Genomic DNA, 22,602 nt, shown 5'->3' with positions numbered 1-22,602 from the left:
GCCAATGGGGTTAATAAGGCCCAGGACAAGGCGCAAGACAAGGCTCAGGCTCAACGCAAAACGAGCATGGCTGGCCGCCGTGCTGGTGCTGGCCGCTTGCGCCCAGCCGTGGCAGGGCGTCGAGCCTGGCTCCGACCCGTCCACGGTGATCGCCCGTCTCGGGCCCCCGCGCGAGACCTACGACCTGCCGGGCGGCGGCAGACGGCTCATGTGGCCGACCCAGCCCATGGGCTACACGACGGTCGTTGCCGACCTCGATTCCAGCGGCAAGGTGGTGAGCGTGCGCCAGGTGTTGCAGGACACCGAGTTCTATCGCGCGAAGGTCGGCGAGTGGACGCGCAACGACGTGCTCATCAACTTCGGCCGCCCGGCGGAAACCTCGTTCTTTCCGCGCATGCAGCAGGAAGTGTGGTCGTACCGGTACATCGAGAACAACATCGACTACATGATGTTCCACTTCTATTTCGACACGCAGGGCGTCCTGCGCCGCACGCAGAAAGCGCCCGACCCGGTGCGCGACCGCAACCTCAGGCGCGGGTTCTAGTCCGCGCGGGGGCGAGATTGCGTCATGGGGTCACGGCGTCATGGTGTCATTTCGGACGACTGTTGCGCCAGTCGCGCGGCGTCATGCCGAAGCGCGCGCTGAACCAGTTCGTGAACGAGCCCTGCTGCGCGTAGCCGAGCAGCGCGGATACGCGCCCGATGGGGTAGCGCGGGTTGCTCATGTAGCGCACGGCGAGTTCGCCCCGCACTTCTTCCACGAGGCGCGTGAAGCTCGTCTCTGCCAGCCCGAGCTGACGCTGCATGGTGCGCACGCTCACGTGCAGATGCGCGGCCACGAGATCGACGGTGGCCTGCTCGAGCGGCAGCAGCAGATAGATCGCCTTGCGCACTTCGAGCGCGGTGGAATCCACGCCCGCGGCGTTGAGCGAATCGGCGAGGCTTTCCGCATAGCGCACCAGTTCCGGGTCCGCCGCGGGGTTCGGGTAGTCGAGGTCGGCGGCCGCGCACACGAAGCCGTTGAAGTCGCTGCCGAACTCCAGCGGACAGCCGAAAAAACGCCGGTGAAACGCGAGGCTGGGCGGCCCCTGGTGGACGAAATGCACGGCGCGCGGCTTCCAGTGATCGCCGAGCAGGGCGCTGGAGTGGCGCGCGAGCACGCCCACCGCGAGCTCGATCGCCTGATGCGTGGGAATGCCGGGATCGACCACCAGTTCCTCGCGGATGGTGACCGTTTCGCCCGCGTCCTCCACGTACACAGCGAGCGCTTCATTAAGCAGGTGGCGGTATTCGGCCGTGGCGAGCAGCACCTCGCGCAGCGTACGCTTGTGCGCGAGCAGCACGTTGACCACGCCCGTGCCGAACTTGCGCCGCATTTCGGCCATTTGCAGCGCGAAAGTCGGGCATGCGGCTTTTTCGGCCGAGCGCTCCAGCAGCAGGCAGGCGGCGGCGGCCGGAATGCGCGCGTCGGGATTGGCGAGCGCGGCGGCGTCGACCCCCGCCTGCTGGGCGAGCTCGACCGGGTTCAGCCCGACGCGGCGAGCCACGTCGAAATAGCCGCCCATGGACACCGCGCGCAGCATCGTTTCCATAGTGGTGTCTCCCCCATCGGTGTTAACGCCTGGTGGCGCGAAATGCTAAAACGATGGCGCCTGATCGAAAAAGTGTATCGCAGGATTGCCGTATCGTGCATCTCAACGGATCAGCCATGTTCCCGGCGCCATTCGAAGCGACGACTCGCGTCGCGAACGCCGGAACGCCGACAACTCCATGGGAGAACACGATGCAATTCCTCGACGACTCGCTGCACCCCGAGAACCAGGACAAGGTGGTGATCACCACCGCGCCGTACGGTCCGGAGTGGATGCCTGAGGATTTCCCGGAAGACATTCCGGTGACGATGGAAGAACAGATCCAGAAAGCCGTGGACTGCTACGACGCAGGCGCGACCGTGCTGCACCTGCATGTGCGCGAACTCGACGGCAAGGGCTCCAAGCGCCTGTCGAAGTTCAACGAGCTGATCGCGGGCGTGCGCGCCGCCGTGCCCGACATGATCATCCAGGTGGGCGGCTCGATCTCGTTCGCGCCGGAAAGCGACGGCGAAGCCGCGAAGTGGCTCTCCGACGACACGCGCCACATGCTCGCCGAACTCGAACCGAAGCCGGACCAGGTGACCGTGGCGATCAACACCACGCAGATGAACATCATGGAGCTGCTCTACCCGGAGTATCTGGAGGGCACCTCGCTTTCCAACCCCGCGTTCATGGCCGCCTATAGTGAAATGACGGTGCCGGCGGGTCCGGCCTGGGTCGAGGAGCATCTGCGCCGCCTGCAAGCGTCGGGCATTCAGCCCCACTTCCAGCTCACGGGCATGCATGCGCTCGAAACGCTCGAACGCCTCGTGCGCAAGGGCGCGTACAAGGGCCCGCTGAACCTCACGTGGATTGGCATTGGCGGCGGCTTCGACGGCCCGAACCCGTTCAACTTCTTCAACTTCGTGCACCGCGCGCCCGATGGCTGCACGCTCACCGCCGAGTCGCTGCTCAAGAACGTGCTGCCGTTCAACATGATGGCGATGGCGATGGGTCTGCATCCGCGCTGCGGCATCGAGGACACGATCATCGACCAGCACGGCAAGCGCATGACCTCGGTGCAGCAGATCCAGCAGTGCGTGCGCGTCGCCCACGAACTGGGCCGCGAGATCGCCACCGGCAAGGAAGCGCGCGAGATCTACCGCATCGGCGTGCAGTACGAGACGATCGACGAGACGCTTGCCGCGAACGGCATGGCGCCGAACCGCCCGGCAGGGGTGAAGAACCTGCCGCTGCGCGCGGCGTAAGCAGGAAACAGGAGCCCGGCGCGCGCGTGTGCGCCCGCCGGGCCGGGAAGCGGCCGTCTGGATGTTGCCGTCGGACCTGAGAGAAACGAGAACCCGACGACGAGCGGGACGCCTAGGAGATAACCCATGCTCACCACGCATGCCGAGCCCACAGCGGGCGAAATGACGACGACCCAGAGTAACGTGCGCGTGTACGCGTGGGTCGTGTTTGCCCTGACTGTCGGGCTGCTGCTTTCGGACTACATGTCGCGCCAGGTGTTGAACGCGGTGTTCCCGCTGCTCAAGACCACCTGGGGCCTTTCGGATACGCGGCTCGGCTCGCTCAGCAGCGTGGTCGCGCTGATGGTGGGCGTGCTCACGTTCCCGCTTTCGGTGCTCGCCGACCGCTGGGGCCGCGTTAAAAGCATCGTGCTGATGGCGGCGATGTGGAGCCTTGCCACGCTCGGCTGCGCGCTCTCGACCAACTACGGCGAGATGCTGCTTGCGCGCGCCTTCGTCGGCATCGGCGAAGCGGCCTATGGCAGCGTGGGCATTGCCGTCGTGCTGAGTATTTTCCCGCCGCGGCTGCGTGCCACAATCACGGGCGCGTTCATGGCGGGCGGGGCGTTCGGCTCGGTGCTGGGCATGGCGCTCGGCGGGGCGGTCGCGGCCCATCTGGGCTGGCGCGCGGCGTTTGGCGCCATGGCGATCATGGGGATGGTGCTGGTCGTGATCTATCGCATCGTCGTGACGGAAAAGCGTATCGCCTCGTTGCAGCCCGCCATCGGCAACCGCGAAGCGCCGGGCGGCATGCGCATGAGCCTGCGCGCGCTGCTCAAGGGCCTCTTTTCCACGCGCTCCGTGGTGTGCGCGTATGTGGGCAGCGGCGTGCATCTGCTGGTGCCGGCCGCGGTGTGGAGCTGGCTGCCGAGCTTCCTGAACCGCTACTACGGCATGGAGACGGGCAAGGCGGCCGTGACGGCGGCGGCGTTCGTGCTCGTGACGGGCGTGGGCATGGTGGTATGCGGGAACCTCGCGGACCGCTTCAGCAAGGAAGCGGGCGAAAGAAAGTGGACCATCGCCATTGCGTACTGCGTGATCTGCTTCGTGCTGCTCACGATCGGCCTGCGCCTGCCGCCGGGCACGGCGCAACTCGTATTGATCGGCGCGGGCATGTTCTTCTGCGCAGGCGCGGCGGGCCCCTCGGGCGCGATGGTGGCGAACCTCACGCCGCCCTCGATCCACGCTTCGGCGTTCGCCACGCTCACGCTGTCGAACAACCTGCTGGGTCTTGCGCCCGCCGCCGTGCTCACGGGCGTCGTGGCGGACCACATCGGGTTGCTCGGGGCGCTCCAGCTCGTGCCGTTCGCACCGCTCGTGGCCGCCCTCGTGTTCGTGATCGGCAAGCGCCATTACTCGGGCGATCTGGACCGCGTGAACGCGCTGCGAGAAGAAGCCTCGCACTGAATGACGCACCGGGTGGTGCACCACGCAGCGAAACGGAACGTGCATTTGCGCCGCAAGGCGCAAGCAACGAATTTGCAGTTTGATTCAAGGACAGGAGAATGAACATGGCGAAAGCAGTGCGCTTTCATGAAACCGGCGGCCCCGAAGTCTTGCGCTACGAGAGCGTGGAAGTGGGCGACCCCGGCCCCGGTCAGGTGCGCCTGCGCCATGAGGCCGTGGGCCTGAATTTCGCCGACACCTACTTCCGCAGCGGCCTGTATCCGGTGCCGCTGCCCGCGGGCATGGGTGTCGAGGCGGCGGGCGTGGTCGAGGCCCTGGGCGCCGGCGTGACCAACGTCGCCGTGGGCGACCGCGTGACCTACACCGGCTTCATCAACACGCTCGGCGCGTACAGCACCGAGCGCCTGATTCCGGCCGCGCCGCTCATCAAGCTGCCCGAGGCGATTTCGTGCGAAACGGCCGCCGGCATGACCATGCGCGGCCTGACCTCGTCGTACCTGATGCGCCGCATCCACGACTTCAAGGCCGGCGACACGATTCTTCTGCATGCGGCGGCCGGCGGCGTGGGCCTGATCGTCTCGCAGTGGGCGAAGCTGCTGGGCCTCACGGTGATCGGCACGGTGTCGAACGAAGCGAAGGGCGAGATCGCCCGCGCCCATGGTTGCGACCACATCGTTTATTACAACCGCGAAGACGTCGCGAAGCGCGTGCGCGAACTCACGAACGGCGTGGGCGTGAACGTGGTGTTCGACAGCGTGGGCAAGGACACCTTCGAAGCCTCGCTCGATTCGCTCAAGCGCCGCGGCCTGATGGTGTGCGTGGGCACGGCTTCCGGACCGATCCCGCCGTTCAATCCGCAGATCCTTGCGATGAAGGGCTCGCTGTATCTCACGCGCCCGGCGCTGGCGGACTATATCGCCGACCCCGCGGAAAAAGACGCGCTGGCGGGCGAGCTGTTCGGGCATGTCGCCGCGGGCCGCATCAAGATCGAACTGAATCAGCGCTATGCGCTCGAAGACGCCGTGCAGGCCCATCGCGACCTCGAATCGCGCAAGACGACGGGCTCGTCGGTCTTCGTCATCTGAGGAGTGCGGCATGCGAATCGAACCACTGACCTACACCATCGGCGCCGAACTGACCGGCGTGAATCTCGCCGACGCCGTTCATGACGACGGCCTCTTCGCCGACATTCGCGCGGCGCTGCTCAAGCACCGCGTGCTGTTCCTGCGCGACCAGAACATCACGCGCTCGGAGCACGTGGCGTTCGCGCGCCGCTTCGGCGAGCTGGAGGATCACCCGGTTGCGGGCAGCGACCCGGAGCATCCGGGGCTCGTGCGCATCTACAAGAACCCGGACCAGCCCAACGACCGCTACGAGAACGCGTGGCATGCCGACGCCACCTGGCGCGAGGCGCCCCAATTCGGCGCGGTGCTGCGCTGCGTGGAGTGCCCGCCCGTGGGCGGCGACACCATGTGGGCGAACATGGCGCTTGCCTACGAGAACCTGCCCGCGCACGTGAAGGCGCAAATCGCCGACCTGCGCGCGCGCCACAGCATCGAGGCGAGCTTTGGCGCGGCGATGCCGATCGAGAAGCGTCTCGCGCTCAAGGCGCAGTTCCCGGACGCGGAGCACCCGGTGGTGCGCACGCACCCGGAGACCGGCGAGAAGATCCTGTTCGTGAGCGCGTTCACCACGCACTTCACGAACTATCACACGCCGGAGCGCGTGCGCTTCGGCCAGGACGCCAACCCCGGCGCGGGCGACCTGCTGCGCTACCTCGTGAGCCAGGCCTATATTCCGGAGTACCAGGTACGCTGGCGCTGGAAACCCAACAGCGTCGCGATCTGGGACAACCGCAGCACGCAGCACTATGCCGTGATGGACTACCCGCCGTGTCACCGCAAGATGGAACGCGCCGGCATTATCGGCGACAAGCCCTACTGATACGCGCAGGAGACCAGAGTCAATGACGTCAATAACCACACCGACCATTCTGATGGTCCCGGGGTTGCGCGACCACGTGGCGGAGCACTGGCAAACGCTGCTGGAAAGCAAGCTGCCCAACGCGGTCTCGGTGCCGCCGCTGGAACACGACAAGCTCAGTTGCGCGGCCCGTGTCGCCGCGCTCGACGCCGCGCTCGCGAAGATCGACGGCCCGGTGATACTCGTGGCGCACAGCGCGGGCGTGATGATCACCGTGCATTGGGCGCGGCAGCACAGCCGCAAGATTCACGGGGCGCTGCTCGCCGCGCCCGCCGACCTCGAAACGCCGCTGCCGGCGGGATACCCCGACATCGATTCGCTGGCGCAGAACGGCTGGCACGCGATTCCGCGCGAGCCGCTGCCGTTCCCGAGCATCGTGGGCGCGAGCCGCAACGATCCGCTCGCGAGCTTCGAGCGCGTGGCGGCCATGGCGAAGGACTGGGGCAGCACCCTCGTCGATCTGGGCGAAGTCGGCCACCTGAACCCGGCGGCGGGTTTTGGCGAGTGGCCCATGGCAGAGATGTTGATTCATGAACTTGTCTGATCAAAAGTGGGCCGCGCAGGCCACGCGCGAGGCGGGTGAGCGTCCGGTTGTGAAGATCGAGGCGTTCTTCGATTTCATCTGCCCGTGGTGCCTGATCGGCAAGCGCAACCTGGATGTGGCCGTTGCCCGCTTCGCGAGCGATCGGCCCGACGTGCAGGTGAAAGTGAAGTGGCGCTCGCATCAACTGCTGCCGTGGACGCCGCTTGCAGGCATGCCGTACCAGGCGTTCTATCGCGACCGCCTGGGCAGCGCGCAAGCCGTGGCCGCACGGCGCGAGCAGGTGCGCGAGGCCGGGCGCGCAGCGGGCATCGAGTTCGCCTTCGAGCGTATCGAGGTGCTGCCGAACACCGCCGCCGCGCACGACCTCGTGACGTTTGCCGCGAGCCGCGGCAACGGCGCGCAGACCACGGCGCTGATCGACCGCGTGCTCACGGCGTACTTCCTGGAAGGGGAGAACATCGGCGAGCGCGACGTGCTCCGGCGCATCGGCCTCGAATGCGGTCTGGAGCCCGAGAGCCTCGCGGCGCACCTGGCCGCGTCGCAACGCCTCGCGGACCCGGCCGGGCGCCGGGTGGCCTACGCCGACCCGCAGGTGAGCGGCGTGCCGTATTTCGTGTTCAACACGGGGTATTCGCTCTCGGGCGTGTATTCGCCCGTGGCGATGGCGAGCGCCATGGCGTTGGCCGTTCCCCATTGAAGACAGGCGAGGAAAGCGCAATGTCACGTGAAGTACCGGTCGCCAAGGTCGACGAACTCGCGCCGGGTCAGCGCAAGCTGGCTTTCGTCGATGGCCGCAGCATCGTGCTGTTCAATATCGACGGCGCGATACACGCGATCGACAATTCGTGCCCGCACAACGGCGCATCGCTTGCCAGCGGTCAGCTGGAGGGTTGCGTGCTGCGTTGCCCGGCGCACGGCCTGCGCTTCGACGTCCGCACGGGCGCGATGCCGGGTGTGGGCGGGCTGAACCTCACGTGTTTCCCGGTGCGCGCCGTCGACGGAAAACTGGTCGTGACCCTCGAAGCTTCCGCTTCGAACCACGGATAGCGCGGCATCCGGAATCGCGGCGTAATCGAACATCTGGTAATTAGGATAGCAAACCATGCAAGGTCTCATGATGCAGCAGCCGCTGCTGGTCGCTTCGCTGCTCAAGCATGCGGAGCGCCACCACGGTACGCAGGAAATCGTTTCGCGCCGCGTGGAAGGCGACATCCATCGCTATCGCTATGTGGATCTTGCGCAGCGCGCGCGCCGCATGGCCAATGCGCTCGCGAGCCTGGCCGTCGCGCCTGGCGAGCGCGTGGGCACGCTGGCGTGGAACGGCTACCGGCACATGGAGCTGTATTTCGCCGTGTCGGGCTCGGGCGCCGTGCTGCATACGCTCAACCCGCGGCTGCATGCCGACCAGCTCGTGTATCTCATCGAGCACGCACAGGACCGTGTCATTTTCTTCGACCTCACGTTCCTGCCGCTGATCGAAAGCGTTGCGTCGCGCGTGACGAGCCCGAAGTTCTATGTCGCGATGACCGACCGCGCGCACATGCCGCGCAATCATGGCCTTGGCTCGCGGCTGCTTTGCTATGAAGATTTGATCGAAGGGCATCGCGCCGATTTCGAATGGCCGCTGCTGGACGAAAACAGCGCCTCGTCGCTGTGCTATACGTCCGGCACGACCGGCAACCCGAAGGGCGTGCTCTACAGCCATCGTTCGACGCTCCTGCACACCTATGCGGCCGCGCTGCCCGATTCGCTGAACTGCTCGGCGCGCGACACGATTCTGCCCGTCGTGCCCATGTTCCATGTGAACGCCTGGGGGCTGCCGTACATCGCCTGCATGGTGGGCGCGAAGCTCGTGTTTCCGGGACCGGCGCTCGACGGCAAGTCGCTTTACGAGTTGATCGAGCAGGAACAGGTCACGCTCTCGGCCGGCGTGCCGACGGTCTGGCAGGGCCTGCTTGCGCACGCCGGGTCGCAGAACAGTTCGTTCTCCTCGATGCGTCGCACGATCATCGGCGGCGCGCCGTGCCCCACGGCGATGACGGCGGCATTCCAGAAAGGTCATCAGGTGGATGTGCTGCACGCATGGGGCATGACGGAGTTGAGCCCCGTTGGCACGGTGTGCAGCTTCAAGGCGCATCAGGTCGCGCTGCCCGAGGCGCAGCGCTATGCGTTGCAGGCCAGGCAAGGGCGCTCGGTGTTCGGCATCGACATGAAGATCGTCGACGCGGCGGGCAAGGAACTGCCGTGGGACGGCTACGCGAGCGGCGACCTGCACGTGCGCGGCCATTGGGTCACGAGCGAATACTTTGGAGGCGAGCATGACACGCCGCTGCACGACGGCTGGTTCCCGACCGGCGATGTGTCGAAGATCGACCCCGACGGCTTCATGCAGATCGTCGACCGGAGCAAGGACGTGATCAAGTCCGGCGGCGAATGGATCAGCTCGGCCGACATCGAGAATGTCGCGTGCCTGCATCCCGATGTCGCGACGGCGGTTTGCATCGCCGCGCGCCACCCGAAGTGGGACGAGCGCCCGCTGCTGCTGGTCGTGAAGCGGGCGGGCAGCACGCTCGGTATGGAGGATCTGCTGAATTTCTTCGACGGCCGTGTGGCGAAATGGTGGAAACCCGACGCCGTGCTGTTCGTCGATGCCGTGCCGATTGGCGCGACGGGCAAGGTGCTCAAGAACCAGTTGCGTGAGCAATACGGCGATCACTATTTGCAGGCGCGATAAGGCAAGATTGCAATCACACGATTTCAGTTACGCAAAACCCAAGCAAAACCCAAGGCAATACCCAAAAGCCGCCGGGCCAACCGGAAGGCACCACACGGAGAGAGACAATGAAATTGAAGTTCGGCAGCCTGGCAGCGTTGGCCTTGTTCGCCAGCGCGGCGCATGCGCAATCGTCGGTTACGCTGTATGGCGTGCTCGACAGTGGCTTGCTTTATCAAAGCACATCGGCGGCAAACTTTTCCGGGACCGCCAAGAATCTGGGACACACCTGGCAGTTGAAGGACGGCGGCATCTATTCGAGCATCTGGGGCTTGAAGGGCAGCGAGGACATCGGCGGCGGCTACAAGATCAACTTCAAGCTGCAAGGGTCGTTCACCTCCAATAACGGCAAGACGGGCCTGTCCGACACGCCGGGCGTGACCGCGGTTTTCAACCAGATCACGACCATCGGCGCGTCGGGCCCGTTCGGTACGATCGACGCCGGCCGCCAGATCATCCCGATGATCTACGCGATGGCCGACACCGACGTGCGCGGCGCGCAGTACTTCGGCAGTATTCTCACGGCGTGGCTGGGGCTGAACCAGGCGGCGGGCTGGCCCGGCACGAGCACGAACGCGCCGATCGGCGCGCTCTATGACAGCAACGCGATCGTCTATAACTCGCCGAAATTCTATGGGGCATCGCTCGCGCTCGAATTCGCGCCGGGCGGCGTGCCGGGGCAGTTCCAGGGCGGCACGCGCGAGTCGGCTGTGCTCAAGTACTCGAACTACGGCCTGAACCTTTCCGGCGTGTACTACAGCGGCCACGACACGAACCCGTATCCGGGTACGTATCCGACCACGCCGGCAGTGCCGGCGACGGGCCTGAACAATAACAACTTCTACTATGTCGGCGCGATGTACACGATCAGCGGATTCTCGGTGTCCGCCTCGTTCAGCTCGTCGAACTCGTACAACTCGTTCAGCCATACTTCGTATAACTTCGAAATGATTTCGGGTGGCCTTGGCTACCAGTTCAATCCGGCGTTCAAGATCACGTCGGGCTACTACTACTTGAAGGATCGCAATAATTCGGCGAATCATTCGAGCGAGGTTGCGGTGGGCGCCGAATACAACATCTCGAAGGCGACCAAGGCTTACGCGCAAGTCGGTTATGTCGACAACAAGGGGACCATGAACCAGACGATCATTTACGGTTCGCCGGTCGCGCCGGGCCAGTCCACGACGGCGGCCATGGTCGGCATTCGTCACGCGTTCTGATCCCGACAACCTCAACAAGAAACGGAGTATTCCATGATGAATTCCAGGGTAGCTGGGTTGGTGTTCGCGACGCTGGTCGCGATGGCTTCCATGAGCGCCTGGGCGCAGCCCCAAGCCGCCGCGAGCGATTCCGCCGGCGCGCAAGCGGCGTCGGCCATGGCTGCGCCGGGCGCCGCGGCGCCCACCAGCAGGCAGGCCAATCGCGCGCTGCGCCGCAAGGTGTATGCGGCCATCGGCAAGGACAAGTCGATCAACGCAGGCAATATCAGCGTGATCGCCAAAGGCGGCGCCGTGACGTTGAACGGCTCGGTTGCCGATGCGGCGCAGATCGGCAAAGTCGAGGAGATCGCGCGCGGCGTGCCTGGCGTGACGTCGGTGACCAACAAGCTGACGGTGATGAAGTCGTTTGGCGGCATGTGACGTGCCGAGGTGAGAATGCGGCGCGGCAGGGCGTTTGTTTGAGTCCTGCCGTGCTTCATAGGGCAGCGATGGAGCGATTTTCGGGTTGCTCCCCGTTGTTTATCCGGACTGCTTAACGTAGCCCGGAATGCCGACTGGGCTCGCGTGCAGGCGCGAGTCTGGACGCGTGAGTTCGACGTTTGCGTCGGAGCGTTTTGTCGCCGTCTCGCGGGTGCGGGGCGGCGATTTTTTTATGCGGCCACCGCCCGCACCACCATCACCACCCCCACCAAGACAGCCACCAGCCCAACCCCGCGCGCAACCTTTCCTCTCGCCGGTATCAACCTCTCCGCCGTGATCGCCGCGGCAACCAAAGCCATCGCCGGTCGGTCCATCACCCCCGCAACGAGCAGCGCCGCCATCAAATTCCCGCAGCAGCACACGCAATGCCGTCCGAGCCGCGCGCCATGACGCCACGCCCCCCGCGCATCGAACCGCGCATGCGCGCCCGAAGGCATTGCCGCACAGCACGCAATCCACCGGCCCTTCCACGCCGTGAACTGCAACACTCCCGCGATGGCAACAACGATTCCGGCCGCGGCAGGCGCCGTATGTGCCAGTGCGGGCGCGGCGACGGCGAGCGCCGCGAGTTGCGTGCCTGCCGCGAACACCAGCAGCCCCGCAACGAGCCACACGAAGAAGTAGCCCGCGCCCGCCAGCGCCGTCAGTGCACCGGCCCGCGCGCCGCTGCTTCCCGCCGCGCCGTCGAGATAGCGCCACAATGCCGGGGCGAGCGATGGCAGCATCATCGCCACCATCATCACGTTCCACATGCCGGCAAACGATACGACGGCGTCGAGCCACGTCTGTCCGCACATCGGCGCCCAGAGCGTCGAGAGCGTCCAGCCGCCGGGCATGGGCGTGCCGCCCATCGCGTCCATCGACGCGCACCAGATGAGCGTCGCCGCCGCACTCGCCGCGAAAATCAGCGACGAGACGCCGAGGAAGATCGCGCGCGCCGTGCCCACGCTGCGTACCGTTTTGCCGACGTTTTTCATGGCGAGCCTCAAGATTCGGAGTACTCATCATGCCGGCGCCACCAGATGCCGGCCTCGTTGCGTCCCTTCGGTGCACGGTCAAGCCATTGATACATGCCCCACATGCCGTCCAGACCGCGCGCGTAGGTCGAATACGTGTGATAGACCACGCCGTCCTCCAGCACGAAGGCGCTCAGGCCGGGCCGGTCGCGCGTGTAGGTGGCCGCATCCGTGCCGCAACTCGCCGCGAACTGCACGACGGGTTCGGGCGGCGGCGTCATGTCCATCGCATGGCCGCTGCGCGCGTAGTTGTACTCGACATCGCCCACGCGCTGCTGCGCTTCGGTAAACGACACGTTGAAATCGAAGTTGAAGTCATTGCCGCTCGACGACACCCACGGAAAATGCCAGCCCATGCGCTTGCGGTAGGCCAGCAGTTTTGCGAGCGGCGCGCGCGACACCGCCATGAGCCTCACGTCGTGATTCGCCAGATGCACGGCGATGCCGTCGAAGCCGTCCGCGATCGAGGAGCACGACGGGCAGCCCGCCGCGTAGTCCGGCCCGAACATGAAGTGATACACGAGCAACTGCGAGCGCCCTTTGAAGAGATCGGCGAGCGAGGCGCCGCCGTCTTCGGTTTCGAAGCCGTATGCCTTGTCCACCCGCACCCACGGCAGCGCCTGGCGTTGCCGCGCGAGCGCGTCCGAGCGCCGGGTGTGTTCCTTCTCCGTCGCCAGCAGTTCGATGCGGGCCGCGAGCCACTCTTCACGTGTTCCTGTTGCATGGGTTGCCATCGCCTGGTCCTCCTATGGATTGACTGTGGCGGCCGCGCGTTGTCTGCGCCGCCGCGCCGTTCGATCAGGGTTCGATTGATCGCCGTGTTAGATTAGGTCCGGGCCGGAACGCGAGGGGAGTGACAAGTGTGGCGGGATTCGCATGAGCATGGATTCGCTGATCACGGCGGCGGCGCGCGCGCTCGCGGCCGGTGACCCGCTCGGGGCGCTCAATCGCGTCGCGTTGCGCGACGACGCGCCCGCGCTCGCGCTGCGCGGCATCGCCATGGCGCAGCTCGGCGACCTCGCGCGCGCCAAGGTGCTGTTGCGCAGCGCGGCGCGCGCCTTCGGTGCGCGCGAGGCCGTGGCCCGCGCGCGCTGCATCGTCGCCGAGGCCGAGATCGCGCTCGCTTCGCGCGATCTCGGCTGGCCGCCGCTCGCGCTCGCCGCGGCGCGGCAAACGCTCGAAACGCATGGCGACCGCCTCAATGCTGCCCATGCGCGCTACCTGGAAATTCGCCGCCTGCTCCTGATCGGCCGTCTCGACGAAGCTGCGCGCATGCTCGCCGAAGCCGATCCCGCACCCTTGCCGCCGTCCTTGCGCGCGGCCCATGAACTGATCGCAGCCGGCATTGCGATGCGGCGCATTCAAACGCAGCCGGCCCGCCGGGCGCTGGCCGAGGCCGGGCGTGCCGCGCGCGAGGCCGGCATCGCGGCGCTGAGCGCGGAGGTGGAGAGCGCGGAGACGCTGTTGCGCGCACCTGCCGCGCGCCTCGTCGCGCAAGGCGAGGCGCGTGTTCTGCTACTGGAGGAGGTCGAGGCGCTGCTCGCCTCGCCAGCGCTCGTCGTGGATGCGTGCCGCTACGTCGTACGCGAGCGCGCCGCGTTGATCGAACTGGCGCGGCGCCCCGTGCTGTTCGTGCTCGCCCGCGCGCTGGCCGAGGCATGGCCCGCCGACGCGCCGCGCGACGCGCTCATCGCGCGGGCCTTCCGCACGAAGCACGCCGACGAGACCCATCGCGCCCGGCTGCGCGTCGAAATCGGGCGCTTGCGCACGCTGCTGCGCGAGGTGGCGGAAATCGGCGCGACGCAACACGGCTTCGCGCTGGCGCCGCGCCACGCGCGCGAGGTGGTCGTGCTGGCGCGCCCGGTCGAGGAAAAGCACGCCGCCGTGCTGGCGTTTCTCGCCGACGGCGAATCGTGGTCCAGCTCGGCGCTCGCGCTCGCGCTCGGCGCGAGCCAGCGCACGGTGCAGCGCGCACTCGACTCCCTCGCGGGGGCGCAGAAGGTGCAGTCGTTCGGCTATGGCCGGGCGCGCCGCTGGACCACGCCGCCTGTCCCCGGATTCGCGACGACCTTGTTACTCCCCGCGCCGTTGCCGGGCGATTAGCATGAACGCCTGTTCTGTCTACTTTTCAGTGCCGACGGCAAGGAGGAAGTCATGAAACGAACGACGGCCGAGATTGTTCGCGAGTACGGCCCTTATCCGGGCGTCGAGCAGGTGGGCGGCGTCACCTACGACGGCAAGCAGGTGTGGTTCGCCGTGGGCGAGCGGATCGCCTCGCTCAATCCCGTGAGCGGGCGGCAACTGGGCTCGATCGAGATCGCGGCGCACGCAGGCACGGCCTTCGACGGCCGGCATCTGTTCCAGATCTCCGAAGACCGCATCCACAAGATCGAACCCGAAACCGGCCGCGTGCTCGCCACGATTCCCGCGCCCGGCGGCGGTGGCGACTCGGGGCTCGCGTGGGCGGACGGCACGCTCTGGGTCGGCGTGTACCGCGAGCGCAAGATCCATCAGATCGATCCGCAGACGGGCGCGATTCTGCGCACGCTCGAATCGAGCCGCTTCGTCACGGGCGTGACGTGGGTGGACGGCGAGTTGTGGCACGGCACGTGGGAGGGCGACGAAAGCGACTTGCGGCACATCGACCCCGACACGGGCGAAGTGCTGGAGCAACTCGACATGCCGCCCGGCACGGCCGTTTCGGGGCTGGAGTCCGATGGCGGCGAGCAGTTTTTCTGCGGCGGCGGCAATACCGGGAAGATTCGCGCGGTGCGGCGGCCCAAGCGCGAAGGCTAGAGCCGAGCGGGCGGGCCGTCGAGGCCCTTTGACCCGCTCGCAGGCCAGGCGTCAGAACGTATAGCTGAGCTTGCCGAACGCGGTGCGCCCGAGCGTGCTATAGCCGTACGCGGTCACATACTGCCGGTTGAACACGTTGGCGAGCGTGGCCGAGAGCGAGAGATGCGCGTTGACCTGGTACGACGCGCGCAGGCTGAGCGTCGTCCACGACGGCAGATAGATCGTGTTCTGCTGGTCGTCGAAGGTCGAGCCGTTGTACAGCAGCGAAAAGCCGGTGCTCAGCGCGTGCAGGTGGAACTCGTCCCACGTGTGGTCCACGCTCAGGCTCGCCGTTTGGCGCGGGCGGCGATTGAGCCAGGTCTGATCGCTCACGTCCTGCGGATTCAGGATGCCGACCGAGAGGCTCACCGGCGTGTACTGGCCGAGCGTGCCTTTGTACGAGAGGTCGATGCCCTGAATATGCGCGCGGCCCACGTTCACGGGCAGGAAGGTCTGCGAGTCGTAGGTGATGAGGTCGTGCACGCGCGTGTCGTACACGGCCGCCGTGAACGTGCCGTACGACGTGGCGGCGTCGAGCGCGGCCTCGACCGAGTCGCTGCGCTCGGGTTGCAGGTTCGGGTTCGAGTAGCCGGGGTAATACAGGTCGTTGAACGTCGGCAGGCGGAACGCGTTGCCGTACGACACGCGCGCCGTGTAGACCGGCGTGATCGCCCATGCGAGCGCGACGTTGCCCGTGTTGACCGACTGTCCCTGCACGACCTCGTGGCGGCCCGCGAGAAACAGCGTGAGCGGCCCGAGCGTGGTCGACTGATGCAGCGAGACGGCGGAGTCGTTGCGCGCGGGCACGCCGTTCGGAATGTCCACGGGCAGGAACGCCAGTTCGCGCGTGTAGTCGTAGGCGAGCTTGGTCTCGCCGCTGAGCGGCTGGCCGAACAGCGTGTGCCCGGTTTCCTGGTGCGTGATCGACGTGGAGGTGGAAAAGCGCGTCGAGTCGATCTCGTCGGTGGGAATCGTCGGGTCGTTCGAATAGAGGAACTGACGATCGGTCGCGTAGCCCACGGACTGGTCGAACTGCGTGGTCGGCGTGATGTCGAGGTGGAACGCCAGGCCCGTCGTGAGCTGGTTGTCGCGCTGCCGGTCGTTGCCGCCGAGGTTGTCGTAGGAGAGATCGGAGCGGTGGTACAGCGCGAAGGTCGAAATCGACCAGTTGTCGTGCGCGTAGCCGAGGCGCGCGTCCAGGTTCTGCGCGTGATACGGGTTGCGGCCGTTTTCGTGGCCGTAGGCCCACGGCTGTGTCGCGTCGATCCCGGCCGTGTTGTAGTCGTGCAGGCCTAGCGAGTAGGTAAGGCCGCTGAGCGCCGCAAGCGGGCCGGTGGAGGGGATCGTGCCGGAGGTGCGCAACTGCGTGTCGAAGGTCTTGTTCGAGCCGCCGCCGAACGACACCGTGGTCTGGTTCGGCTGATTCGACGCGTGGCGCGTGAAAAGCTGCACGACGCCGCCCACGGCGTCCGCGCCGAACGAGGCGGCGGCGGGGCCGGAGATCACTTCCACGCGGTCGAACGCGCTGGTCGGCAGGTCGGCCCACTCGGCCGTGCCCGTGGTGGAGGAGCCCACGCGGATGCCGTCGATGAACACGGCCACCTGGCTTGCCGACGAGCCGCGAATGCTCACGGCCGAGTAAGCGCCCGGGCCGCCGCTTTGCGAGACGCTCACGCCCGGCAGCGCGGTGAGCGCCTGCGCGATGCTCGGGTCGATGGGGGAGACGCGCTCCAGGTCTTCGCGCGTGAGGACCTGGGTGCTCGCGTAACGCTGGTCGAACGACTGCGGCAAATGCTGCGTGTCGCCCGTCACGAGAATGTTGGGCAGCGTGGCGTCGTCGTCGGGCTGCCGGGTTGGCGCGGACGGCGCGCCGTCCGCATGCGCGGCTTGCCATGCGCAGGCCAGCACGGCGGACGTGAGAACGAGATGGCGGAACTTCATGAGGCGGTGGCTGGAAACAGCTCCTGAATACGGGCTGTCCGTGCAACGGGCGACCGCCCACCTGGATGGGCGGCGCTTGCGCATTGGGGCACCCCGCCCGCTGCGGCTGCTGGACTCGGTTGATGGCAGGTCTCCTGGCTTGCGGGTCGACGTCCGCTGCCGGCCTTCCCGGTTTCCCAGTGGCCTGCTCTGGCATGGACTCGCCGTTCACAGTTGCGGGGGCAGCCGCAGTCTCACACTGCGTTCCCTTTTGATCCCGTCGCCGGGAACCATCAGCGCGCAAGGGTAATGGCCGCGTATTCGGCGCGTCAACCATTCGTGCGCGGGGTGTGGCGAAAATGCCCGGTTTGGCCTGCGCCACGACTTCCGCTATGCTTTCAATTGCTTTTCGCGCGGCGGGCCTCGTCCCGGTCGCGGAAAGTGCAATACGAGCGGAACGCAGCAGGGAAGCCGGTGGGAATCCGGCACGGTCGCGCCACTGTGACTGGCAAGCGGCAACGCGCCAGAAGTCAGACCTCGCTACGTTCTTTCCACGACGCAAACCAGGGCGCGTAACCCGAGGAGCCGTTCATGCACACCCCCATCTCACCGCGCGACCGGGCAGTCCGGCCGCGACCGCCTGACGCCGCACGCGGCCAAAGACCGCACGCTGCGGGGCGCGGGTCCGCCCTGTCATAGCGAGCCGGATTACGACGTTTCAGACACCTCGCCGCGCAGAGCGAGGGCTGACAACGCTCGTCCGTACCCCTCCCCACAACGAAAAAAAGCGGACTCCGCCATGAATAAAACTCCCTTCACCGTCCTCGGCGGGACGGTACTGGCATTCGCAAGCACCGGCGCGTCGGCGCAGGAAATGACGCTGTATGGCGAGATCGACGCGAGCGTCGCCTACGTGAGCGACGTGGGCGGCCGCGCGCAATATCGCGCGGGCTCGGGCCTGATCGACGGCAGTTTCTGGGGCCTGCAAGGCAAGGAAGACCTGGGCGGCGGCAATGCCGCGGTCTTTCGCCTCGAACGCGGCTTCTCGGTCACGAGCGGCGAGTCCGTCGACGACCACCCGTTCTACGTGGGCCTCGCGTCGGAGCGCTTCGGCGCGCTCACGCTCGGCCGCCAGTACGACACGATGCACGACTATTTCGCGCCCTACGTGCTCACCGGCGGCACGGGCGGCACCGCCTTCGCGCATCCGTTCGACAACGACAACGCCAACAACTCGTGGCTCGCCTCGAACGCCGTGAAGGTTGCGAGCGCAACCTATGGCGGCTTCAGCGCCGGGGCGATGTATGCGTTCTCGAACACGGCGGGGCGCTTTGCGCAAAACCGCGCCTACGGCTTCGGCGCCCATTTCGACGGCGGGCCGTTCAATGCGGGTGTGGCGTGGATGCATCTCGACGGGCGCGGCGAGTCGTCGCTGGGCGCGTACGACACGTCGGTGCTGCCGGGCGCGGGGCTCGTGCCGACCGAAGTCGCGGTGCAGCGCGAAGACATGATCGGCGCGGGCATGAGCTACGTGCTCGGCGATGTCACGCTGGGCGCGGCGTGGTCGCGCTCGATCCACTCGGGCATGAGCGAGGCCGAAGGCGGCGCGCCGCTGCCGTCCATCGCGTTCAGCAACTACGAAGTCAACGCTGTGTGGCAGGCCACGCCCGCGCTTTCGCTGGCGGGCATGTACGCGTACACCGGGGCTTCCTCGGCCAATGCGGCGCACTGGCATCAAGGCGCGGTGCAGGCCGTCTATCAGCTTTCGAAGCGCACCGACGTGTATAGCGAGGCGGTGTATCAGCGCGCGTCGTCAGGGGCGCTCGCGATGATCAACACCTGCGACGCGTCGGGCGGGCGCAACCAGCTGCTCGTGGCGGCCGGTGTGCGGCACCACTTCTGATGCGGCGCGATCAGCCAACCTGCCGCGCCGGTCCGCCGCGCGAACCGCATGGGTGCATGACATGAGAACCGTGGACAACGAAGCCGTGACGCGGCTGCTGGGCGAACTCGAAGCCGGCAGCGACGACTGCTGGGACGTGTATGAGGAAGTGGGGCGCATCGTGGTGGCGCGGCTCGTCGAGAGCGACTGGCGCGCGCTTCAGGACATCGCGCAGGCATGGATGGCGAGCGCCGCCGAGCAGGGGCGGCTTGCCGACACGCCGCCCGCTTCGCGCGACTACGAGACGAACGAGGCGCGCGCGAACGACGCCGACGCGGTGCTGTGCTCGGTGATCGTGAGCGCGGTGTTCGGCGCGCCGCCCGTGCGGCATTGAGGCGGCGCGCCATCCGGTCACTCGTCGCTCAAGGCTTTACGATGTCGAGAGCTTGATGGCAACGCCGGTCGAGGAATACACGGGCGTCGCCTTGAAGCCGTCCACCGTGACCGTTGCGAACTTCACCGACGCGCCGCTGCCGTCGATCACGTCGATCGTGTCGCCGGCCTTCGGCGTGTAGCCGTTGACGAACTTCACGTGCAGCGTGCCGCCCGCCACCGTAAGCTGGCCGCCCACGCGCAGGCGTCCGCCGCCGTTGCCGTCGAGGTCGAGTTCGAGCGTCGTGTTGTCGAGCTGCGTGTATTTGCCCGTGACCGTCAACGGCGCGCTCGTCGCCACGCTCACGCTGCCGCCGCTGCCCACGTACACGTCACCCTTGCCGAAGGCCGTGGCCGATGTGGCCGCGAGCACGCCGCCGCCCACCTGCGAGCCGCCCGTATAGCTGTTGTTGCCCGCGAGCGTGAGCGTGCCGCTGCCTGCGAGCGTGAGCTTGCCCGAGCCGCCGATGTCGTTGCGCCAGGTGTCCGCGGCGTTGAAACCGCCCTGCGAGGCATCCATCGAAACGGCCACGTTGCCGTTGAATGCGCCATAGCCGTCGGCGGCGCCGAACATGTTCAGGCGGCCCCAGCCTTCGGCGTCGTCCATCACCGGGTAGCCCGAGGCGATTTCCGTGGTCTTGAGCACGACGCGGCGCTGGTCGGCGCTCAGGTAGGGAAAGCGCGTTTCGAGCAGCACTTCCGCGCCCTTGGGCACCACGGGCGGCGCTTCGGTCGATTCGATCTGGCCGAAGCCGAAGGTCATGCGGCGCGCAAACGCCGACTTGTTGGTCGCGTAGTCGGCAAAGCGGTCCGTCGTCGCCGTGCCCGAATGCGCGTAGCTCGCGAAGCTCGTCGCGTCCGTGCTGGTGGCCTGCATGAGCGCGCTGTGCGCCTGCGCGTAGGCCGCGCTCTTGAGCGTGGCGTTCGCGGGATCGTAGAGATTCGCGGCGGTGGCGGCGAGCGCGAACATGCGCCCGCCGATCACGTCGAGCGGCGAATGCATGCCCGCGAGAATGCGGTTCTCGCCGAGTTCGAGACCGCGGCTCGCCATTTCCTGATAACGCTCGGGCACGAGATACGCCATCGTCATCGCGTCGCGCATGGCTTCGGCCTCGTGGCCGCTGATAAAGCCGCCGTCCGTCGAAGGCGTCGTGCTAATGGCCGGTACGAGCGTGGGATCGACCACGACGCTCGTGCTCCAGCGGAACGGCCGCGCGTACTTGTAGAAGCGCTTGGCGGGCTCGGTGGAGGCGTTGTTGCCCATCGTGTTGAGCAGGTCGACCACCTTGCCGAAGGTCGCGTTGCTCGTGCTGCCCACGCCGATGTTGTTGCCCGAGTCGTTGTAGAGCACCGAAGTCGCGTTCGCGGGAATCGAGGTGATGCTCGTGGTTTGCTGCGCGGCGGCGCGCCAGGCGGCGGTGAGCGGGCCCATGCCGTCGGTCACGCTGTAGCCCTTGCCGCGGCGGTCGTCGTAGTAGGCCGCGTCGGCTTGCGCCTGGGTGCGCTGGGTCGTTGCGCTCACAACGTACTGGACGTTCGCGTTGAGCACCGTGCTGTTGAGGATCGTGCCGTTGGGCGTGCCGTCGGTTGGCACGCCGGTCCACGTCGATTGCACGACCGCGGGGAACGCACCGTTCGCGGGCGCGGACACGCCGGCGTCCACGAGCAGCGTGAGCGGCTGCCAGAGGTCGAGAAAGCGCGCCACCACGCGCACGCCGCCGTTGGTCGCGAGCGTGGCGTAACGGGCGTCGCCGCGCTGGTTGGTCGCGATGGTATCGACGAAAGCGGGCACGTCGGGAATCGGCGCATTGTCGGCGAAGCCGGGGTCGGCGGGCGGCGCCGGAATGGCGGCGCTGGCGGCGGGGTCGCCGTTGCCGCCTCCGCAGGCGGCCAGCGCGGCAATGCTGGAGAGCACTGCGAGGCGCAGCGGCAGCGGAATACGGGGGCGTGATGCGGACATGCTGGGGCTCCGTCGTCGTGGTGAATCGATTTCGATGGCGGCGGATTATGATTACGTTTGATTACTCCCTAATTACTGATTTATTACGCTACGGTTAAGCGGCGGCTGAATTGCCGTGGTTGCGCCTGCGCATGCCTTGCTTCGGGATGGCCGGATTTGTCACCCTCATGGCCGCTGCGCGCAATCATGCGGAGTCCGAACAGGTGTGCCGCAAGCGCGGGAAAGTACTCAGGTTCGCGGACTACGATCGCCCTGCCGATCGTAGTATTCTCTAGCGACGCGGACCCGCGGCACGTACGACGGGCTACAGGGAGGGTCACGCGATCCAGTACCCCGATAAAGAGGAGAGGTTGAATGAAGTTGTCGAAGCTCCTGCTTACCAGCGCGCTTGCCGCATCGGCGCTTGGATTCACCGCGGTCGCCGCGCATGCCGAAGATCTGCTGGATTCCGTCAAACAGGCCGGGGTGCTCAAGATCGGTCTGGAAGGCACCTATCCTCCATTCGATTCGCGTGACAGCAAGGGCGAACTCGTCGGCTTCGACGTGGATGTCGCGAAGGCCGTGGCGGCCAAGCTCGGTGTGAAGCCCGAGTTCATTCCCACCGAGTGGAGCGGCATTATCGCGGCGTTGCAGGCGGGCAAGTTCGACGTGATCGTCAACCAGGTGACCGTCACGCCGCAGCGCCAGCAGGCGCTCGACTTCAGCCAGCCGTATACGTACTCGGCGGCCCAGCTTATCCAGCGCGCCGACGACAAGCGCGAATTCAAGACGCTCGACGCGTTCAAGGGCGACAAGAAGCTCGGCGTGACGCTCGGCACCAACTACGACCAGATGGCGCGCGCCGTGCCCGGCATCAACGTGCAAACCTATCCCGGCGCGCCCGAGAAACTGCGTGACCTGGCCGCGAAGCGCATCGACGCGACGATGGACGACCGCCTGATGCTGCCGTATATCATCAAGACCTCGAACCTGCCGCTGCGTCCGGGCGCCGTGTTGCCGGGCGCCGATCAGGAAATGGCCATTCCGTTCCGCAAGGGCAATCCGAAGTTCGAGAAGGCGATCAACGACGCGCTCACCTCGCTCAAGCAGGACGGCACGCTCAAGAAGATCTCCATGCAGTGGTTCGGCCAGGACGTGACGCAACCGCTCGCACATTAACGTCTTCATCCGCATTCTCGCCACGCGCGCCGGCCGCATCGACGGCCGGCGCGCCTCGGCACAATCCCTTCCGAACGCCCTCCGTGGTTCGCGCGCAGCCGGTCGACATGCGCA

At 66.7% G+C, this 22,602-nt stretch carries 21 protein-coding genes and 2 riboswitches; of the genes, 16 read left to right on the top strand and 5 right to left on the bottom strand.

From position 1 onward, the window contains the following. Positions 1–4 precede the first annotated feature (4 nt). On the top strand, positions 5–544 hold the full coding sequence (locus C7401_RS21790; RefSeq protein ID WP_112173476.1) for a hypothetical protein: 540 nt from the start codon (positions 5–7) through the stop codon (positions 542–544). Positions 545–590: 46 nt separating this feature from the next. On the opposite strand, the gene C7401_RS21785 is transcribed toward C7401_RS21790, so the two are convergent. After that, entirely contained in the window at positions 591–1,592 is a 1,002-nt protein-coding gene (locus C7401_RS21785) for an AraC family transcriptional regulator (RefSeq protein WP_112173475.1), read from the bottom strand. 191 nt (positions 1,593–1,783) lie between these two features. On the opposite strand from C7401_RS21785, the gene C7401_RS21780 reads away from it, so the two are divergent. The 10 genes from C7401_RS21780 to C7401_RS21735 all read left to right on the top strand — a co-directional run bounded on the left by C7401_RS21780 (position 1,784) and on the right by C7401_RS21735 (position 11,225). Further along, the gene (locus tag C7401_RS21780; RefSeq protein ID WP_112173474.1) at positions 1,784–2,839 is read left to right on the top strand and encodes a beta-keto acid cleavage family enzyme; all 1,056 of its coding nucleotides are present in this window, start codon (positions 1,784–1,786) and stop codon (positions 2,837–2,839) included. A gap of 126 nt (positions 2,840–2,965) precedes the next feature. Further along, entirely contained in the window at positions 2,966–4,285 is a 1,320-nt protein-coding gene (locus tag C7401_RS21775) for an MFS transporter (RefSeq protein ID WP_112173473.1), read from the top strand. 104 nt (positions 4,286–4,389) lie between these two features. Beyond that, positions 4,390–5,370: a quinone oxidoreductase family protein gene (locus C7401_RS21770; RefSeq protein ID WP_112173631.1), complete on the top strand. Its 981-nt coding sequence runs from the start codon at positions 4,390–4,392 to the stop codon at positions 5,368–5,370. A 10-nt stretch (positions 5,371–5,380) separates the two neighbouring features. Next, positions 5,381–6,229: a TauD/TfdA dioxygenase family protein gene (locus C7401_RS21765; protein WP_112173472.1), complete on the top strand. Its 849-nt coding sequence runs from the start codon at positions 5,381–5,383 to the stop codon at positions 6,227–6,229. Between the two features lie 22 nt (positions 6,230–6,251). Further along, the gene (locus C7401_RS21760) at positions 6,252–6,812 is read left to right on the top strand and encodes an RBBP9/YdeN family alpha/beta hydrolase (RefSeq protein ID WP_112173471.1); all 561 of its coding nucleotides are present in this window, start codon (positions 6,252–6,254) and stop codon (positions 6,810–6,812) included. Then, entirely contained in the window at positions 6,799–7,509 is a 711-nt protein-coding gene (locus tag C7401_RS21755; RefSeq protein ID WP_112173470.1) for a DsbA family oxidoreductase, read from the top strand. Before C7401_RS21760 ends, C7401_RS21755 begins: the two co-directional genes overlap by 14 nt. 20 nt (positions 7,510–7,529) lie before the next feature. Next, the gene (locus tag C7401_RS21750; protein WP_112173469.1) at positions 7,530–7,859 is read left to right on the top strand and encodes a Rieske (2Fe-2S) protein; all 330 of its coding nucleotides are present in this window, start codon (positions 7,530–7,532) and stop codon (positions 7,857–7,859) included. Between the two features lie 55 nt (positions 7,860–7,914). After that, positions 7,915–9,546 (top strand): 3-(methylthio)propionyl-CoA ligase, encoded by a 1,632-nt coding sequence (locus tag C7401_RS21745; protein WP_112173468.1) that lies wholly within the window; start codon positions 7,915–7,917, stop codon positions 9,544–9,546. A gap of 107 nt (positions 9,547–9,653) precedes the next feature. After that, entirely contained in the window at positions 9,654–10,805 is a 1,152-nt protein-coding gene (locus tag C7401_RS21740; RefSeq protein ID WP_112173467.1) for a porin, read from the top strand. A 33-nt stretch (positions 10,806–10,838) separates the two neighbouring features. After that, positions 10,839–11,225 carry a BON domain-containing protein gene (locus C7401_RS21735; protein ID WP_112173466.1) on the top strand — a complete coding sequence of 129 codons (387 nt, stop codon included), beginning with the start codon at positions 10,839–10,841 and terminating at the stop codon, positions 11,223–11,225. A 230-nt stretch (positions 11,226–11,455) separates the two neighbouring features. Here the strand turns inward: C7401_RS21735 and C7401_RS21730 are convergent, their stop codons facing one another. Both C7401_RS21730 and C7401_RS21725 read right to left on the bottom strand, forming a co-directional pair. Beyond that, on the bottom strand, positions 11,456–12,232 hold the full coding sequence (locus C7401_RS21730; protein ID WP_258397182.1) for a DUF2182 domain-containing protein: 777 nt from the start codon (positions 12,230–12,232) through the stop codon (positions 11,456–11,458). Between the two features lie 38 nt (positions 12,233–12,270). Continuing rightward, positions 12,271–13,035, bottom strand: a complete 765-nt coding sequence (locus C7401_RS21725) for a DUF899 domain-containing protein (protein ID WP_112173464.1) — start codon at positions 13,033–13,035, stop codon at positions 12,271–12,273. A 148-nt stretch (positions 13,036–13,183) separates the two neighbouring features. Here C7401_RS21725 and C7401_RS21720 point away from each other — a divergent pair, with 148 nt between their 5' ends. Both C7401_RS21720 and C7401_RS21715 read left to right on the top strand, forming a co-directional pair. Continuing rightward, on the top strand, positions 13,184–14,404 hold the full coding sequence (locus tag C7401_RS21720) for a helix-turn-helix domain-containing protein (protein ID WP_112173630.1): 1,221 nt from the start codon (positions 13,184–13,186) through the stop codon (positions 14,402–14,404). Positions 14,405–14,455: 51 nt separating this feature from the next. Then, a complete protein-coding gene (locus C7401_RS21715) occupies positions 14,456–15,097 on the top strand; it encodes a Vgb family protein (protein WP_112173463.1) in 642 nt (213 codons plus the stop codon). A gap of 51 nt (positions 15,098–15,148) precedes the next feature. Here C7401_RS21715 and C7401_RS21710 read toward each other — a convergent pair whose 3' ends face one another. Then, complete coding sequence (locus C7401_RS21710; protein WP_112173462.1) at positions 15,149–17,077, bottom strand: TonB-dependent receptor domain-containing protein; 1,929 nt, start codon at positions 17,075–17,077, stop codon at positions 15,149–15,151. Between the two features lie 107 nt (positions 17,078–17,184). Further along, positions 17,185–17,365: riboswitch (cobalamin riboswitch) on the bottom strand. Between the two features lie 146 nt (positions 17,366–17,511). Next, positions 17,512–17,604: riboswitch (adenosylcobalamin (AdoCbl) riboswitch) on the top strand. A 251-nt stretch (positions 17,605–17,855) separates the two neighbouring features. On the opposite strand from C7401_RS21710, the gene C7401_RS21705 reads away from it, so the two are divergent. Continuing rightward, entirely contained in the window at positions 17,856–18,959 is a 1,104-nt protein-coding gene (locus C7401_RS21705) for a porin (protein WP_112173461.1), read from the top strand. Positions 18,960–19,020: 61 nt separating this feature from the next. Continuing rightward, the gene (locus C7401_RS21700) at positions 19,021–19,332 is read left to right on the top strand and encodes a hypothetical protein (protein ID WP_146757967.1); all 312 of its coding nucleotides are present in this window, start codon (positions 19,021–19,023) and stop codon (positions 19,330–19,332) included. 36 nt (positions 19,333–19,368) lie between these two features. Here the strand turns inward: C7401_RS21700 and C7401_RS21695 are convergent, their stop codons facing one another. Further along, positions 19,369–21,330, bottom strand: a complete 1,962-nt coding sequence (locus C7401_RS21695; RefSeq protein ID WP_112173459.1) for an acid phosphatase — start codon at positions 21,328–21,330, stop codon at positions 19,369–19,371. A gap of 354 nt (positions 21,331–21,684) precedes the next feature. On the opposite strand from C7401_RS21695, the gene C7401_RS21690 reads away from it, so the two are divergent. After that, positions 21,685–22,488, top strand: a complete 804-nt coding sequence (locus C7401_RS21690) for a transporter substrate-binding domain-containing protein (RefSeq protein WP_112173458.1) — start codon at positions 21,685–21,687, stop codon at positions 22,486–22,488. Positions 22,489–22,602: the final 114 nt, after the last annotated feature.

It is taken from the genome of Paraburkholderia unamae, from assembly GCF_003268775.1.
Classification (GTDB): Bacteria; Pseudomonadota; Gammaproteobacteria; order Burkholderiales; family Burkholderiaceae; genus Paraburkholderia; species Paraburkholderia unamae.
Note: the sequence above shows the minus strand (reverse complement) of the source record. Positions and strands in the feature narration are given on the sequence as shown.